The 16010-nt window shown below is 71.2% G+C and carries 15 protein-coding genes and 2 pseudogenes; 8 read left to right on the top strand and 9 right to left on the bottom strand.

Features of this window, described 5'->3' with window-relative positions; all coding sequences use genetic code 11:
• The first annotated feature begins 679 nt into the window (after positions 1-679).
• The 3 genes from OG432_RS01150 to OG432_RS01140 are packed head-to-tail and all read left to right on the top strand — an operon-like array spanning position 680 to position 4373.
• Positions 680-2095 carry a uracil-xanthine permease family protein gene (locus OG432_RS01150; RefSeq protein ID WP_328306755.1) on the top strand — a complete coding sequence of 472 codons (1416 nt, stop codon included), beginning with the start codon at positions 680-682 and terminating at the stop codon, positions 2093-2095.
• Positions 2092-3666 (top strand): amidohydrolase family protein, encoded by a 1575-nt coding sequence (locus OG432_RS01145; RefSeq protein WP_328306752.1) that lies wholly within the window; start codon positions 2092-2094, stop codon positions 3664-3666. The genes OG432_RS01150 and OG432_RS01145 overlap by 4 nt, the downstream gene beginning before the upstream one ends.
• Positions 3663-4373, top strand: a complete 711-nt coding sequence (locus OG432_RS01140) for a sulfite exporter TauE/SafE family protein (protein WP_328306751.1) — start codon at positions 3663-3665, stop codon at positions 4371-4373. Before OG432_RS01145 ends, OG432_RS01140 begins: the two co-directional genes overlap by 4 nt.
• Here OG432_RS01140 and OG432_RS01135 read toward each other — a convergent pair.
• Positions 4357-5400 (bottom strand): LacI family DNA-binding transcriptional regulator, encoded by a 1044-nt coding sequence (locus OG432_RS01135; protein ID WP_328306750.1) that lies wholly within the window; start codon positions 5398-5400, stop codon positions 4357-4359. The genes OG432_RS01140 and OG432_RS01135 overlap by 17 nt on opposite strands.
• Before the next feature lie 345 nt (positions 5401-5745).
• On the opposite strand from OG432_RS01135, the pseudogene OG432_RS01130 reads away from it, so the two are divergent.
• Together OG432_RS01130 and OG432_RS01125 are read left to right on the top strand one after the other, a co-directional pair.
• Positions 5746-6060: pseudogene (locus OG432_RS01130) on the top strand (aldo/keto reductase); the annotation flags it as partial.
• An 8-nt stretch (positions 6061-6068) separates the two neighbouring features.
• Positions 6069-6440 (top strand): aldo/keto reductase, encoded by a 372-nt coding sequence (locus OG432_RS01125; RefSeq protein WP_328314956.1) that lies wholly within the window; start codon positions 6069-6071, stop codon positions 6438-6440.
• Here the strand turns inward: OG432_RS01125 and OG432_RS01120 are convergent.
• Together OG432_RS01120 and OG432_RS01115 are read right to left on the bottom strand one after the other, a co-directional pair.
• The gene (locus OG432_RS01120) at positions 6437-7630 is read right to left on the bottom strand and encodes a MerR family transcriptional regulator (protein WP_328306748.1); all 1194 of its coding nucleotides are present in this window, start codon (positions 7628-7630) and stop codon (positions 6437-6439) included. The genes OG432_RS01125 and OG432_RS01120 overlap by 4 nt on opposite strands.
• Before the next feature lie 300 nt (positions 7631-7930).
• A complete protein-coding gene (locus tag OG432_RS01115; RefSeq protein WP_328306746.1) occupies positions 7931-8401 on the bottom strand; it encodes a hypothetical protein in 471 nt (156 codons plus the stop codon).
• Positions 8402-8499: 98 nt separating this feature from the next.
• Between OG432_RS01115 and OG432_RS01110 the strand changes: the two genes are divergently transcribed.
• From OG432_RS01110 to OG432_RS01100, 3 genes and pseudogenes are all read left to right on the top strand, one after another.
• Positions 8500-8865, top strand: coding sequence for a MerR family transcriptional regulator (locus OG432_RS01110; protein ID WP_328306744.1), 366 nt, complete (start codon positions 8500-8502; stop codon positions 8863-8865).
• A 3-nt stretch (positions 8866-8868) separates the two neighbouring features.
• Positions 8869-9063 (top strand): annotated as a pseudogene (locus OG432_RS01105) (YciI family protein); the annotation flags it as partial.
• 476 nt (positions 9064-9539) lie between these two features.
• A complete protein-coding gene (locus tag OG432_RS01100) occupies positions 9540-10808 on the top strand; it encodes an FAD-binding oxidoreductase (RefSeq protein WP_328306742.1) in 1269 nt (422 codons plus the stop codon).
• A gap of 107 nt (positions 10809-10915) precedes the next feature.
• Here the strand turns inward: OG432_RS01100 and OG432_RS01095 are convergent, their stop codons facing one another.
• The 6 genes from OG432_RS01095 to OG432_RS01070 all read right to left on the bottom strand — a co-directional run bounded on the left by OG432_RS01095 (position 10916) and on the right by OG432_RS01070 (position 15828).
• The gene (locus tag OG432_RS01095) at positions 10916-11671 is read right to left on the bottom strand and encodes an anti-sigma factor (protein ID WP_328306740.1); all 756 of its coding nucleotides are present in this window, start codon (positions 11669-11671) and stop codon (positions 10916-10918) included.
• Positions 11668-12252, bottom strand: coding sequence for a sigma-70 family RNA polymerase sigma factor (locus OG432_RS01090; protein WP_443058537.1), 585 nt, complete (start codon positions 12250-12252; stop codon positions 11668-11670). The genes OG432_RS01095 and OG432_RS01090 overlap by 4 nt, the downstream gene beginning before the upstream one ends.
• Before the next feature lie 171 nt (positions 12253-12423).
• Positions 12424-12930 (bottom strand): SRPBCC family protein, encoded by a 507-nt coding sequence (locus OG432_RS01085; protein ID WP_328306736.1) that lies wholly within the window; start codon positions 12928-12930, stop codon positions 12424-12426.
• A gap of 161 nt (positions 12931-13091) precedes the next feature.
• The gene (locus tag OG432_RS01080; RefSeq protein WP_328306734.1) at positions 13092-14456 is read right to left on the bottom strand and encodes a caspase family protein; all 1365 of its coding nucleotides are present in this window, start codon (positions 14454-14456) and stop codon (positions 13092-13094) included.
• Positions 14453-14839, bottom strand: a complete 387-nt coding sequence (locus OG432_RS01075) for an effector-associated constant component EACC1 (protein WP_328306732.1) — start codon at positions 14837-14839, stop codon at positions 14453-14455. The genes OG432_RS01080 and OG432_RS01075 overlap by 4 nt, the downstream gene beginning before the upstream one ends.
• A 113-nt stretch (positions 14840-14952) precedes the next feature.
• Complete coding sequence (locus tag OG432_RS01070) at positions 14953-15828, bottom strand: MmyB family transcriptional regulator (protein WP_328306730.1); 876 nt, start codon at positions 15826-15828, stop codon at positions 14953-14955.
• Between the last annotated feature and the right edge of the window lie 182 nt (positions 15829-16010).

Below are 16010 nucleotides of genomic sequence, written 5' to 3'. Positions count from 1 at the left end.
GTGGGCGACCCTCGCGGCCGCGCGCCCATGCCCGAGCGGGCCGCGCAGCTTCAGCAGCTGGTCGTCGTACCCGCCAGGAAGCGGATATCGGAGATGGACCGGATGCGCCGCTCCCGCCGGACATCTCGGAGGGCAGGGTGGCCAAGGGCGTGGAGCGGGATGAGTCGCTGAACGCCCTGGGCGGCAGCGGCTGGGACCTGTCCTCGATCCCCCCGGCGCCTCCAGGCGCTGATCCGCTGCGGGAAGGCCGCCCGCGCCCAGGGCGGTCGCCGACCTCGGTGGCAACCGGGGCCTGGCCCCCGGTCGCGTTCGCCTCGGTGATGCCGCAGGGCGCCGCCGACGAGGCGATCGAGGTCTTCGACCTGGTGATGGGCGACGACGTCATCGGCAGCGCCCTGCCCGCACCGGCCCTGAGTCCGCCCCGGCCCGTGGCTGAACCCCGCGCCCGTGCGACACGGCATGGAAGTGCGCGCTCCACTTCGCCACGCCCTCACTCTTGACGCCGCTTCTCCGGCCTCTCCATACTGGCGGCCAAATCGATTTGGCCGATCGTGTGTGGCTCCCGTCCGGGCCGGTCCACGGCTGAATTCCGCGCTCGCGAACCGAACGGAGCTCGCACGTGTCACGTCCCCGCCGCTCCCCGTCCGCCGCCCCCGAACCAGTCAGAGACGCAGCTCATTTGTCCGCCACCCCCGAATCAGTCGGAGACTCGGCCCATCCGTCCGCCGCGCCCGTTCCCGGCGTCGGCGCCGAGTCCCCCCACCCCGTCGACGAGTCCCGCCCGTTGGGTCGGATCCTGCTCTTCGGGCTGCAACACGTGCTGGTCATGGCGGCCACTCCCATCTCCGCCATCTTCCTGATGAGCGCCACCCTGCGCCTGAACGCGGGGCTGACCGTCGACCTGCTCTCCGCCGCCTTCGTCCTGTCCGGCGTCGGATCGCTGATCCAGTCGCTGGGCCTGTGGAAGTTCGGGCCCCGGCTGCCGTTCGTCATGCTGCCGGGCGGCGCGCCGCTGATCCTTTTCCTGGCCATCGCCGACGAGCACGGGCTGCGCGTCGCGGCGGGCGCGGTCATGCTCACCGCCCTCTTCACCTTCGCGGTACTGCCGCTCTTCGCCCGGCTGTTGAAGTACTTCCCGCCCCTGGTCATCGGCACGATGATCGTGATCGTCGGCGTCAATCTGGTGAAGGTCGGGGCGGTCCTGGTCACGGGGCGCCCCGGCGAGCACGGATTCGCCGACCCGGGCCACATCGGACTCGCCATGGCGACCATCGGGTTCACGGTCGTGAGCCATCTCCTCTTCCGCGGCGTACTGCGCCAACTCTCCGTCATGCTCGGCCTCGTCGCCGGCACCGTGCTCGCGCTGTTCCTCGGCGACGTGAGCCTCGGCCATCTCACGCAGGGCGGCTGGGTGGACATGCCGCGGCTCATGCCGTTCGGGTCGCCCAGGTTCGACGTGCTGGCCGCCCTGCCCCTGATGCTCTACAGCCTGGCGTCCATGGCGGAGGCGACCGGTCAGACCGTCATCAACGCGGAGGCGGTGGGCAAGGAGATCGATCAGCGCGTGGCGGTGCCCAGGACGATCCGCGGTGACGCGCTCGTCTCGGCGCTCGGCGGCCTGTTCGGGATGCCGCTGATGGTGACGAGCGGGGAGAACATCGGGATCGTCCGCGTCACCGGCGTCCGCAGCCGGTACGTCACGGCTGCCGCCGGGATCGTACTCATCGCCATCGGCTTCCTCGCACCCGTGACCCGCGCCATCAGCGTCGTGCCCGCCCCGGTCGTCGGCGGCACCGCCATGGTCGTCTTCGCGGTGATCACCGTACTCGGCGTGCAGATGCTCGCCCGTTGCGACCTCGACCGGCACACCAACACCTTCATCTGCGCCGTCGCCCTCGCCCTCGGCCTGCTGCCCATCCTCGTCCCCGACGTCTACCAGGGGTTCCCCTCGACCGTCCGCATCCTCCTCGAAAGCGGCGTCGCGGTCGGCGCGTTCGTCGCCGCCGTCCTCAACGTCCTGTTCCACCACGCCGGTCCGGCCATCGCCGCCCGGTTCTCCGTACGCTCCGAACTGCGCACCGAAGGCACCCGATGAACCAGCACATCCAGGACCGGCTGCGCGCGCGCGGCCCCCTGCTCCTCATTCCCGACGCCGTCCTGCTGCCGGAAGGAGTCATGGAGCTGTACGCGGTGGTCGTCGGCGCGGGCTCGTTCGAGGCGGTGGGGCCGACCGAGGAAGTGGAGCGCGCCTACCCGCATCTCCAGGCTCTGCGGCTGCCGGGCCATCTGCTCATGCCGGGCTTCGTCGACAGCCATCACCATCTCACCCAGAGTTTCGGCGCGGCCCTCGCCTTCGGTGAACCGTCGGAGATATTCCGCCGGGTGTGGGTGCCCCTCGAAGGCGCACTGGACGAGGAATCGGCCTATGTCGCGGCGAAGCTCGCCGCGCTGGAGTCGCTGCGCGGCGGCTTCACCACGGTCACCGACGCCGGGACGCGCGCCGACGTGGACACCGACGTCGTCGCCTGCGCCGCACGGGACGCGGGGATCCGCTGCGTCCTCGGCCTGATCTGCGACGACGCCGGAGAGGACCAGGACTCCGCCGTGGTCCTTGAGCGCGCCGAGAAGCATCTCGCCGCGTACACCGACGACCCGCTCATCCACCCCTCCCTCGCGATCTCCATCCCCGAGGCCGCCACCAACGCCACCCTGCACGCGACGGGACGCCTCGCGACCGAGGCCAGAGCCGTGGTGCAGATGCATGTCAACGAACACCTCGCGGCAATCGAGCGCTCCTTGCTGCGGCACGGCCTTCGGCCCCTCGAACACCTCGACAGCGTCGGCGCGCTCGGCCCCCACCTGTTGGCCGCCCACACGACCCTGCTCGCGCCTCGGGAGGTGTCGCTCCTCGCCGACACGGGAACCGCCATCAGCTACAACCCCGTCGCGAGCGCCTGGAAGGGCAACGCCGTCGCCCCCGCGACCACGCTGGCCGAGCGCGGCGTCCGCTTCGGCATCGGCACGGACGGCACCCGGGGCGACGGCTTCCGGCTCGCCGAGGCCGCGGAGTTCGCCCAACGCCTGGCCTACGGACTGACCACGGGCGACTCGTCCTGCGGGGCGGGCTGGACCTGGCTGGAGCATGCCACTGCCGGGGGAGCGGACGCGGTCGGCCTGGGCGGCAGCACGGGCACCATCGCCGTCGGGACGGCGGCGGACTTCCTTCTGGTGGACGTCTCCACCCCCGAACTCGCGCTGTCCTGGGACCTGCCCTGGGAGCTGGTACGCCGCGGCAACCGCGACCAGATCAGCGCGGTTTTCGTGGCCGGCCGGCTACGAATGTGGCACGGGCAGCCCACCGACTGGGACGGCCCCGCGCTCGTCCGCCGCGCAGCGGCCCTGGCCAGGACAGCGGTGGCGCGGGCACCCATCACCCGCGCCCACCCCACCGCCACGGCCGCCCGGAGCGCGACCACACGGGGTGCGACGCCACGGGGCGCGGACGCGGCCCCATGGGGCGCGACACCACAGACCACGACCACTGCACGAAACACGACGCCACAGGCGGCAACCCCACAGGCGGCAACCCCACAGGCCGCACCCACACAGGACCATCCCGCAGCACAGAACCATCCCGCAGCACGGAACCGGAGCACAGCACAGTGACCACTCAGACCTTGGTGATCCTCGCCGTCACCGTGGGGATCGCCGCGTTCGTCCAGGGCGGCAGCGGGCTGGGCTTCGCGCTGGTGGTCGCCCCGGTGGCCGGGATCGTCGATCCGTCACTCCTGCCCGTCTTCGTCCTCGCGTCGATGATCCCGCTCAACCTGTACGTCGCCTGGCGCGAACGCGGCTCGCTCGACCTGCGGGGGGCCCGTTGGATCGCCGCGGCCCGGCTGGCCGCGACACCGGGCGGGCTCGCGCTGCTGTGGCTCATTCCGGACCACAGCGTCGGGTTGTTCGTCGGCGGCGCCACCGTCCTCGCGGCGCTCGTCAGCCTGGCCACACCCGCCTTCGCGCCGGGCCGCGTCGCGTATGTCGGCGCGGGCCTGGTGACCGGTCTCACGGAGACGGCCACCGGCGTCGGCGGGCCCCCGCTCGCGCTCGTCTATCAGCACCGGCCCCCCGCCGAGCTCCGCTCGACCGTCGCCGCCTGCTTCCTGGTGGGTGAAGTGGCGTCACTGGCGCTGCTGTTCGCCACCGGGGAGGGACGCGTCGCCGATCTGGGCTGGGCGGCCGCGCTGCTCCCGGCGATCGCCGTGGGCGCCTGGCTCAGCCGGGTGGTCCATCAGCGGATCGACGCCCGCAGGATGCGCCTGTTCGTGCTCGTCTTCGCGCTGGTCTCCGGCACCGTCCTCATCGCCGGGGCCTGAGCGAGGAAGCACGCGCGACCAGGGTGGGCGCGGGCGCCGCGGCCGGAGCGGGTGCGGCCGCGGCGCCGCGCAACCCCGCGAGCAGCAATTCCACCGCGTCGGACGCCGCCCGCTCCAGATGCAGGTCGACCGCGGTGAGGGGTGGTTGGCAGGTACGGGCACGCAATCCGTCGTAGCGGGTGGCGACCATGACGTCGTCCGGGATGGAGCGCCCGCTGTCCCGGATGGCACGAACCGCCCCGACCGCGAACGCGTCCACCAGAGCACAGACCGCGTCGATCTCGGGATGTGCGGCGAGCAGTGCCGTGCAGCGCTCGTACGCCTCCTCCTCGCCGCCCGTCTCGGGCCATGCCTCGACGAGGGGAGTCCACTGGTGCTCGGCGGCGATGCGCTCGTACGCGGACCGGGCGTCGACCGACGAATGCCGCGAGCCCGAACCCACGACGAGGGCCGGGTGCCTGGCCCCCTGCTCCCGCAGATGCGTCAGGAGCACGGTCACCACCTCCTCCCCCCACAGATCCACGTACGGCGCACGGTCGTCCGCCGCTACGGGCCGGCCGAGCGCGACGTACGGCAGCCCCCGCCCGCGCAGTTGTGTGACCGCGGCGTCATCGATGTCGGGCTCGACCACGATGGCCCCGTCGATGTCGAGGGAGTAGAGCGCGGACTCGGACTGCACGGGCGGCACGAGCACCAGCGCGTAGTCATGGACGAGCGCGCTCTCGGCGGCGGCAGCGGCCACTTCCATGTAGAACCCGAGCCGCGACGGTCCGCCGGCCACCGCGAACGGCATGGACGACACCAGTGCGATGGCCTTCGCCTGGCCCGTACGCAGCCGCTGCGCCCGCAAGTTGGGCCGGTACCCGAGGTCCAGGGCGACCTGCTTGATCCGCTCCCGGGTCCGGGGATCGACCTTGCCCAGGCCGTTGAGCGCGTGCGAGACGGTCGTGCGCGACACCCCCGCGACGCGCGCCACATCGGCGATCGTCGGAGGTTTGGAACCGGACGGGGAACCGGAAGCGGGCATCTGCGCAAGCACTCCTCTGCTCGGGCGGCCAATGGGGCAGGCCCCATCTTCGCCGACGTCAGTGAGCGGGGAGAAGCGGGGACGGGAGGCCGTCGCCGGAGCGGTCGCGCGGTCGCACCCGGCGACTGCTACCGCAGACGTACTCGACGCGTCCTTCGGCCCTCGGCTTGCGGCCCTCGGCCCTCGGCCTCTGCCTGGTGGGCCGGGGCGTCGTCATCCGGCGTCGAATCGAACAAGACGCCCGCGTAGGTCGGCGGGTCCTCGTCACCAAGACCGGCGTCGAGATCACCGACGACGGCGAGCCGCGCGGCCACAACGGCCGGCCGGAATACATCCGCCAATTCCTTGGAGCGTTCCCTGCGGCACCTGCGCACGGACCACGTCGACCTCTACTACCTGCACCGCTACCTGCACCGCGTCGACCCGCAGGTGCCCGTCGAGGAGACGGTGGGCGCCATGGGTGAGCTGGTCGCGCAGGGCAAGGCGGGAGCCATCGGGGTGAGCGAGGCGGCGCCCGCCACCATCCGCCGCGCGCACGCGGTCCACCCCGTGTCGGCCGTACAGGCGGGGTACTCGCTGGTCGAGCGGGGCGTCGAGAGCGACGGTGTCGCCGACACGCCGGCCGACCTGGGCTATCAGCCTGGTCGCTTACTCCCCGCTGGGCCCGGATTCCTTTCGGGCGGGATCACCAGCCCCGAGGGCTTCACCGAAGACGACTTCCGCCGCACCGACCCCGCTCCTTCCCGGGCCGTAATTTCGAGCGCAGCCGCGACGTCGTCCGCGAGGCCGTCCGCGAGGTCGGCCGGCTTGCGGCGGCGAAGGGAGTCACCGCGTCCCATCCCGCCCTCGCGTGGGTCATGCGCCAGGGAGCCGTGCCGATCCCGGGCACGAAGCGCCGCCGCTACCTTGAGGAGAAGGTTGCGGCCACGGACATCACGGTCACCGCCGAGGACCTGGCGGCCATCGAGGCCGGTGCGCCGCGGCGTATCGCCGCGGGCGAGCGTTACGCCCCCGCGCTCATGTCCACGCTCAACGGCTAGCGTCGGCCGCCCTGTTGGGCCACCGTCAACTCCTGCGCCTCCGCGACCTCTTGCGCCTCCGCGACGTCCTGTGCCTCCGCGACCTCGTGTACCTCCTGGGTCTCCGCGACCTGGGACCTCGTGACGACGACATCGGCGACCACGCAGCTGATGTTGTCGGGCCCGCCGGACCCATTGGCGAGGGCGACGAGCTCGCGGACCGCGTGCTCGGGGGTACCGATGCCGGAGATCACCCGGCGGATCTCGTCGTCCGGCACGACGGCCGACAGGCCGTCGGAGCAGAGCAGGTAACGGTCGCCCTGGTGAGCGTCGTGCAGGCGCATGTCCGCGGTGTCGTCGGAGCCGTGGCCGAGAGCGCGGAGCAGCAGGGACCGCTGAGGGTGCGAGGCTGCTTCCTCCGGACGCAGACGTCCTTCGTCGACCATCGCCTGCACGAGGGTGTGGTCGTGCGTGATCAGGAACAGCTCTCCGTCACGCAGCAGGTATGCGCGGGAGTCGCCGATGTGCACGAGCGCCAGCTGTGAGCCGGTCCAGAGCATCGCGGTCAGCGTGGTCCCGGCCTCGTCGGATGAAGAACCGGCACCCGAGACGCCGTTCACCGCCTGCCTGGCCTCCTCGATCGCACGGTCGAGGACATCGAGGAGGCTGCCGGCCGCGATGCCGTCGGTCTGCAGGTGCTTGAGCGCGTCGATGGCCGCGGCGCCGGCCAGGGCTCCCCGATCGCCGAAGCCGTCGGCGACGGCGAGCAGGTGTGATCCCGCGTAGGCGGTGTCCTGATTGGCCGCGCGGCGGCGGCCGGTGTCGGAGAGGGCGGCGTAACGGATGGCCAAGGGCAGGGCGTCGGGAGCCATGTCGGGGTCCTTCCGGGAGAGGTGGTCCACGAGGAAGACGGCCAGGTCCCGCCGCGCGGCGGTATCGGCTTCGACCCGGGCCCAGAACGCGCGGACCTCTTCGGCCGCGCGAGCCGCGTCCAGGGTGCAGACGTGCTGGATCCGGGCGAGCGGCATCCCCAGCCGGCGGAGCCAGGCGACGAGTCGGGCCTGGCCCAGTTGCTCGGGCGCGTAGAGGCGATAGCCGGTCACCGGGTCGACGCGAGCGGGAGTCAGCAGACCGAGCTCGTCGTACAGGCGCAGCGCCTTCGGAGACAGCCGGGACGCCCTCGCGAACGTGCCGATGGTCAGCAAACCCATGCGCGTACCTCCTCGTTGCCGGGTACGTCGCCCGGCCCGTCCGATGCTGCGGGCTCCCCCAGGGTGAAGGTCAACACTGCCGGCGCATGAAGGCAGCGGCGTCCGGCGGCGTCCGGGGCCGGACTCTCGCTCCGGCTCGGCATGACACCGCGCACCTTTCCCGGCCTGCGCCCAACGCCCGTTCGAAGCGCGCGCGTTGAGACTGTCGGACGTCGAGCTCGGCGGCATCGACCAGCTCGACCTGGACTTCTGAACACGCGACGCGGGAGCAGGAACGCCGGGCCGGTGCAACTGAGCGCCTCAGTTGGCCGCTGAGCGTTCCGGTTGGCCGGTCTGGTGCTCAAAGCCGGCGTTGCTGTGCCGGTTCCGCCGCCAGGGCACAAGCTGGACAATGCCCCACGCGACCTCGACGGTGAAGAACGGCCACAGTATCCGCGAGGCACCGTGGGCCAGTGCGTACGCCATCCACGCTGAGAACAGGATGCGCGCGATGCCGTCGAACAGTCCGTGCACCGGCAGCGGTCGGACGATGCGCAGGGCCGCCCAGACGACCACGACCGAACCCATCAGATTCGCGTACAGGGTCTGCCACGGATCGAGTGCGGGCAGGACGCCCCACCCGAGTGTATCGGCCAATGAGGACAGCGCGTCGTGCACCAGCGCGTACGTCCACGGTGTCACGAACCCCGCGGTGACCGCGAGGTCGTACCAGGCGCTCGCGCGTACGACACGAAGATGGGCGGGACATGAGGGGACAGAGGGACGGATCATGAGGAGGCTCCAGCTGGTCTGGTGTCAGCGACGCCTCACGCTAAACAGTGGAGTACGGTCCAAGGTCAAGTTCATTGTCCTAAGGGGGGCGTTGGGTTATGCGCATCGGAGAGCTGTCCGCGCAGACGGGGATGACCAGGGACACGATCAGGTTCTACGAGAAGGTCGGCCTCATCGCAGGTCGGCGCCTGCACAACGGATACCGTGACTTCCCACCCGAGGCAGTGGCCTGGCTGCACTATGTCCGCACCGCACAGACACTCGGATTCTCTCTGGCGGAGATCGCACGGACCGGCGAGGACCTGCGTGGGGCGCCGGACGTCGCGGAAGCACTGTCCGCGCTGTTCGAGGAAAAGATCCAGCTCGTCGACGCACGCATGGCCGAACTCGCCACCCTGCGCGCCGAACTTACCGCGCGCGTCGGCACCGGATGCCCGTTGCGAGCAGCGGGCCGACCCGGATGACCCGCCGCCCTCACGGTGCCGCCCGACCGGAACCAGCTGATCGCCTATGGACCGTTGCTGTCCGACCACGGCGCCACCTGGCTGGGCACCGCAGCGCTGGTCCAAGTGCCGGACCCGGACACGGCACGAGCCACCCTGACCCCGGACCGGTACGCCGACAGTGAGGTGCACGACTGGCAGTTCGGCGGGCGCCCGTCATGGTGGATCGCTTGTGCTGCTGGATCACGGTGGCGCGACCATGGTCGGTCTCACCGATACTGGCTGGCTCGTTGGTCCCCAAGGGCGGACGCGGGGCGTGGGGCTGGGTGCTCCGGTCGGCCGGCGTTGCGGGCGGCGGGCGAGGAATTCCGGGGCGGCCGCCGGGCCGCGGTGTCTTGTGTGCTGCCCTCAACTCCTCTAGTGTGCCGCGCAATTCGTCTCTTCATCCAGCCGGGACAACCGAAGGCCCTCGCCCGAAACCCTCGTCATCACCGGGAATCGGAGCCTCCGTGCCCAGCAACGACACTTCCCCCGCAGCCCCTTCCGCACCCCTGGCCCGCCCGTCGGCGGACATCGTCGGACCGTTGCGGTCTGCGCTCGGACCGCTGGTGTACGTACCTGGAAGCGCGGGGTACGAGCACGCTCTGGCGAGGGTCTTCTTTCCGGAGGCCGCCCTTCGACGACCTGTGTGCGTCGTGGCGCCCCGCACCGCCGACGACGTGGCGACCGTGATGAGAGAGGCGACGGCGACGGCGACCCGGGTGACGGTGCGGGGCGGGGGCCTGAGTTCGAACTGCGTCGCCGACGGGGCCGTCATGCTGGACCTCTCGGCGTACTTGCACCATGCCCGTACGGACGGACGACGGGTGATCGTCGAAGGTGGGGCGACCATGGCCACCATGCTCGGGGTCCTCGCCCCGGCCGGCCGAACGGTGCCGGTCGGCGTCGTGGGGCACGCCGGGCTGGGGATGGCCACCCGAGGGGGCATCGGCCATCTGACGAGGTCCCTGGGGCTCACCCTCGATCATCTCGTCGGGGTCGAGGTCGTGCTCCCGTCCGGCGACGTCGTCCACCTCTCGGAGCGCAGCTCGGGCGAGGAAGCCGACCTGTGGTGGGCGGTCCGAGGGTGCGCGCCCACCGTCGGGGTGGTCACGTCGGCGGTGTTGCGGACCCACGAGGCCGGCCCGGTCCGGGTCCACCGGGCAGTGGTGGGCCTGGACGCGCTCGCCACCTACTTCCGGGTCGCTCCCGAGCTGCCGAGAGACACCACCATGAGCGCGGTCCTCGGTCACACCCCGCTCTCACCGGACGAACCGGTCCTGTTCGTCCACACCGTGTGCGCGAGCCCGAGGGACGAGGCCCTCGCGCGGGCCGCGTCGGCGACCTCCGCCGTCTTCGACGGGAGCGCGTCGCCGCTCTACCGCTCGCAGACGACCGTCCGCACTCCGGCAGGACTGCCGGAATTCGCCATCCCCGGAGCCGGCGGCGCCGAGCCCGAACCGGTCCGACTGCCCGGCCCGGGTGACGGTCCGCGCGGTTCCTTCTTCGGCAAGGCGGCCTTCACCGGTGCCACGCTCGACGCCGAGATCGCCGCATCCCTCGCGGAACGGATCCGCATCGCGCCCACGCGCGCATGCCGCATCGACTTCCAGCACACGGGCGGCGCACTGGCCGACATCGACGACACCGCCACCGCGTTCTGGGGCAGAGACGCCCAATGGAGCATTCCGCTCAACGCGGTGTGGCAGGAGCCCGCCGCCGGTGAGGCCTGCAGAACGTGGGCCCGCGACACCCTGCAGGCATTGGCCACGCACACCATCGGGTTCTACAACGTCGAACTGCGACCGGGCCTCCCCGAGACCGGGACCGAGACACGCGCGGCCCACGGCGGCAACCTGTCCCGACTCCGGGCGCTGCAACACCGCTACGACCCCACGGCCGTACTGGCGCCCCCGTTCCCCTGACCCGGGTTCGGCGCGGGCCCGCCGGAACCGTTGCCCGGCGGGCCGCTGGACCACTACCGGGTACCGGGAATGTGGAGTCCGCCCATGGCGCCCATGGGCGGACGGGCTCACGCCTGGGGGAAGGCCATGACGGCCAGGGGTGTGGTGGTGGGGTGTGGGGAGCCGCCTGTGGGTTCGAGGGTGATGCCCATGCCGGTGGCTTGGTCGACGGGGCCGGTGAGCAGGACTGCTTCGGTGGTTTGGGTGGGGTTCATGAGTCCGGCGGGTCGCATGGTGCCGGCGTCGTTGAACCAGAGTTGGTAGACCTTTCCTGCGGGGGGTCGTGTGAGGCCGGAGGCGAGGAAGACGGCTTGGTCGCGGCTGCGGGCGATGACGAGGGTGGCGTTGGCGCCGCCTGTGACTGGTCCGCTGGTCGCTTTGGCGTCGGGGGCCGTCAGGACGTCGGCCAGTTGCCGGTACTGTTTTTGGGCGGACTTTGCCTGGTCGCGTGCGGTGTCGGCCCGCTGGTGCTGCCAGGCGGCGGTGCCGCCGAGTGCGACGGCGGCGGCGAGGCAGGCGGCGAGTGCGAGGCGTGTCAGGGTGCGCGTGCGGCCGGTCCGCGTCACGTGGGGGGCCAGGGGTGTGGTGCGGGGCGGGTCCTGGCGTACGGTGCTGATCCTGCGCAGGACGTCTGCTTTCAGCGTCGGGGGAGGTGTGGTGGTCATGGCCAGGCCGAGACGGCCTGCGGTGGCGGCGAGTTCGCGGACTTCCTGGGTGCAGGGCTCGCATTGGGCGAGGTGGCGTTCGAAGTCCGTGCGTTCGTCGTCGAGGAGTGCGTGCAGGGCGTATGCGCCGGTCAGTGTGTGCAGGTCGGCTCCGGTCACGCGGTCACCCCCAGGCAGTCGCGCAGCCGGATGAGTCCGTCGCGCAAGCGGGTCTTGATGGTGCCGAGCGGCACGGACAGCAGCTCGCTGACCTCTCGATAGGTCAGCCCCCGGTAGTAGGCAAGCGCGACCGACTCGCGCTGCAACTCCGTCAGAGCGCGCAGACAGCGGCGCACCGACTCCCGCTCCAGCCGGGTCTCCACTTCGTCGCTCACCTCGTCGAAGGCGGGCGTCCTGGCGAGCAGTGCCGCCTTGTTCTCCCGCTCGGCCGCGGCCTGGGCCGAGCGGACCCGGTCCACGGCCCGCCGGTGTGCGAGGGTCAGGACCCAGTTCATGACGCCGCCGCGCTCGGGCTCGTACCGGGCGGCCGTGCGCCACAGGTCGACGAGTACCTCCTGCGCCACTTCCTCCGACTGGGCCGGATCACGCAGCACGCTGCGCACGAGGCCGAAGACGGGGCCGATGACCGCGTCGTACACCGACGAGAACGCCTGCTCGTCACCACGCGCGGTCCTGGCCAGGAGCTCGGGCAGGTCGGGGCCGGCCTGGCGTGCTCCGCTGATGTGCACGGTTTCTTTCACCCGCTGATCCTCCCGGCGGTTCATGGTCATGAGGGTGATTCGGAGCCGGAGCGTCGTCGGATTGCCGTACACGAGCGGAGTTTTCGGCAGCGGCCTCCCGCGATCTACCGCGTTCTCCCGCTCCCCTTTCGCCGGCCGGGGAGCGGGCCGCGGGCTGCGGCACGAGGGGCCTCAGCCCGTGCCGCTCTCCAGCTCCCGCTTGAGATTCCGCAGCGTCGTGCCGATGTTGCGCGACTGGAAGTCGGCGAACGTGCTGCCCGAGGTGGCGATGCGGTCGAAGACGCCGGCCACGACGTCGGGCCACGCTTTCCGGTCGTCGGTCCACGTCTCCGTGACCCGTGTGCCGCCCTCGACCGGTTCGAAGCGGTACTCCCAGGTGGCGATCGGACCACGCAGGCGAGGGCGGCCGATCCCGATGGCGTGGACACGGAACGCGAAACGGCTGCCCGGGTCGGCCGCGGTGACCGTGCACTTGGTCACCCAGCGGAACAGGCCCCGCTTGTTGCGCCCGACGAACGACGTACCGACTTCGGCGGAGTCCTCTCCGGCCGCGCCCGTCGTTCCGAGGTTCTCCGGGCTCCACCGCCCCATGTCGGACGGGCGGCTCACAGCCCGGTACGCCACCTCGGGCGGCACGCCGACGACCATGCTGCTGCTCACTGTGAAAACCCGCCCCATACCGACCGCTCCCTCTCGTCGCACGTGTGAAGCTACTGTCCGGTACAGATCCTGGCACGCCTCTCCCGAACGGCGTACCGCCAGGCCTGTCCGCGCTGGATGCCCGCGACCCGGGAGGGGGGCTGTGGCGCACGCGTACCGGAGAGCGGATACCGGGCACGTCAGAACATGGACGGTGTGATGCGGGGATCGCGAGCCAGGAATTCCTGTTCCGTGTGCAGCACCCGGTCGCCCGCGAACCGATCGAGCGCCGCGAGGATCTGCGCGCTGTCGGCGCTGAACGATCCCACCGTCGCGACGACGCGGTAGCCGAGCCCGTGCAACTGGTCGGGGAAGAGCATGCCCTTGGTCTCGCGGTAGGGGACTCCCGGCCGCAACCGGACCACCAGCAAATGGTTGCCCGCGTACACCTGCCTGGCCCGCGGGTTGACCGAACCGACGCCCACGTGGGAGATGTCCCGCCAGGGAATCAGCGAGGAGTAGGTGATCTCCCCCTTCTTGCGGATCCGCACCGTGGTACCCGAGCGGTCGATGATCAGCTCGGCCTCGCGCGGTGTCGAGAACAGGGTCACAGCGGTGATCAGCGCGATGAGAACCGAAATGGCCCCGAACCACACCGGCATCGCCAGCAGCCAGCCGGGATCGTGGTTGAGGACGGCGCAAAGGACCGCGAGGCCGGCCGTGAAAAGCGCCATGGTCCCCAGCATCTTTCCCAGGCCCCCCGTCATCTGCTTCCTCGTCGCGGCGGGGCCGCGGTGGAACCGGATCTCGTTCACCGGCACGGCTCGGGGGCCGTCGGGCTCGGCCGGGCCGCGCGCGAGCGCGAGATCGGCGGCGGTGTCGGTGGCCCGCTGCATCGGCCGGGGCAGCCCGCGGGAATGCAGGTCCGCGGCGATGCCGCGGTAGATCTCGTCGAGGGAGAGCGGACGCGGGCTGTCGAGGGCCGTGAGCAACGCCCCGGTGAACGCGGTGTACCGCTCTCCGGCGAGTGCGTACGAGGGGGCGTTGGCGGTGGTGGATGTCAGTATGTACGTGCCCGCGATGGAGAGCTGGCCGTCGACCAGGCCGTCCTCGCCCGTCATGACTTCGACGGCCCGCCCCGAGAAGCAGCAGTCCAGGATCAGGACGCGGGCGGCCGCGCCGCTGCCGCCGAGGTCCTCGCGCAGCAGGTCGACGCTCAGGGCGCTGTACTTCGGTGCCTGCGACCGCGTCGCGCTCGTCGCCAGGTAGAGGCGCCCCCGGTCGTCGACCAGGCCGTGCCCGGCGTAGTAGATGAGCAGCAGGTCCGTCGCTTCCTCGGCGGCCCGGCCGATGGCGCGTCCGAGATCGGCGGTGGAGCCGGCCGGGTCCGCCACCTCGCAGTGCTCCGCGTCCAGTACGCCCGTGGCACCGTCGGTGAGCCGCCGCCACAGACCGGCCACGTTCTCCTGTACGGCGGGGAGGTCCGCCAGCCGGGGCGCATCGGGGAAGTGGCCGACACCGATCAGGACGGCGCGCGACCGGGCCGGATCGGGAAACCGGCTCACCCCTGCTGCCCGGGGTCTTCGGCCAGCCGCCCGATCTCGCGGATCAACCCCGGTACGTCGTCGTGGAGCAGGTGCGCCTCGACCTCGACACTGCGGCCGTCGGGCGCGGTGACGGTGACCTTCACATCGGCGTGGCGGTGGGTGAGCCAGGTGGTGAGCGAACGGGCGAGCACCGCGCCCGCCCCGCCGGAGCCCAGGGCGATGCTGAGCACATCGAGCACGCCGCCCATCTCGCCCGGCGCCGCCCGGGACGCCCGGTCCAGACGTAAATGGCCGCGCAACTCGTCCTCGTGGCGCAGCCAGTCGCCGAGCGAACGCAGCGCGTCGAGGTCCCCGGTGGTGGTGATCAGCAGCCGGGGCCCGGTCTCCCGCATCGTGTCCATGACGCCATAGTGGCAAGCGCGCCCCTGGTATGTCATGGACACAGAGCCACAACTCCTGTGACAGGGACAGAACTTCAGCGACGGATCCGTGCCTTCGGCGGCAGCGCATCAGCTCAGGGCGTGGGCTGGAACACCAGGAAGAAGAACCGGGCGCCAGGGCTCAGGCACGGCTGGGCCGCGCACATGGTGACCGTGCCCCGCTGAGAGGGAGCGTGCCGCTCGCAGCACCTGTCCCGTGGGGAAGCCTCGCTGTGCGGTCCCGGGAAACCGGGATGACGCATGCCGCGGGTGTCGCCGTCGGGATGGCGGTAGGTGAGATGGGGGCTGCGGTAGATCGGCCCCGCCACGAGATCGTCACAGACCTCCTCGTGGAGCTGCTTGAGGTCCTTGTTCTTGGGGTGTGTGGCCACCGCGGCCCGCAGCTGTGACGCCACAGGACCGGCCCACTGCCTCTCCCAGTCGAGCAGATGGTGTTCGCGCGCGTCCTCACGCAGCAGCATCCAACGGATCAGGTTCTGTTCGGGCAGGCGCGGGGCCTGGCCCTCCACCTGCGGGAAGATCGAGACGAAGTCCTGATTGCAGGCAAGGATGTTCCACGCCACATCGTTGATGTAACAGGGTTGCCCCGTCACCCGGTTGACGGCCTGCTGCCAGGCGGGCGCGACGCTCATCCCCGATGTGGGGTCCAGGGGTGTGGGCGGCTCGTACCCGAGCGCGTAGATGTAGAGCGCGGTCCGCTCGCTTTCCTCCAGGCGCAGCACCTTGGACACGGAGTCGAGGAACTCCTGGCTGGGCGCGGGCATGTCGCCCCGCTCCAAGTGGCCGTACGTGCGTTCCGTCACGAAGAGGGCTTGCGCGACCTGTGCCTGCGAGAGCCCCTGGGAACGGCGGCCCCGCCCCGTGCGCTTGGGTATGCCGAGTTCCGACGGGTCGATCTGCCCGCGCTTCCACTGCAGCAACTGCCGCAACGCGTCCTTGTTGTTCACCATGCGCCCCCTCCCTGGCTGCCCCCGCGCGACGCCCCGTGGCGGCACCCGACACAAGCGCCCGCGAAGGGTAACGCGCGAGTTGGTCACACTACATTCGAGGGCTGGCGGGACGTGCGGGTTAATCATGCTGGGCGATTCCAGGCATCCACCCGGCGTTCGACGGGTGAGCGCCCCCTGCCGCC

The sequence above is a fragment of the Streptomyces sp. NBC_00442 genome (genome assembly GCF_036014195.1).
Classification (GTDB): domain Bacteria; phylum Actinomycetota; class Actinomycetes; order Streptomycetales; family Streptomycetaceae; genus Streptomyces.
This window is presented reverse-complemented; position numbering and strand designations above follow the sequence as displayed.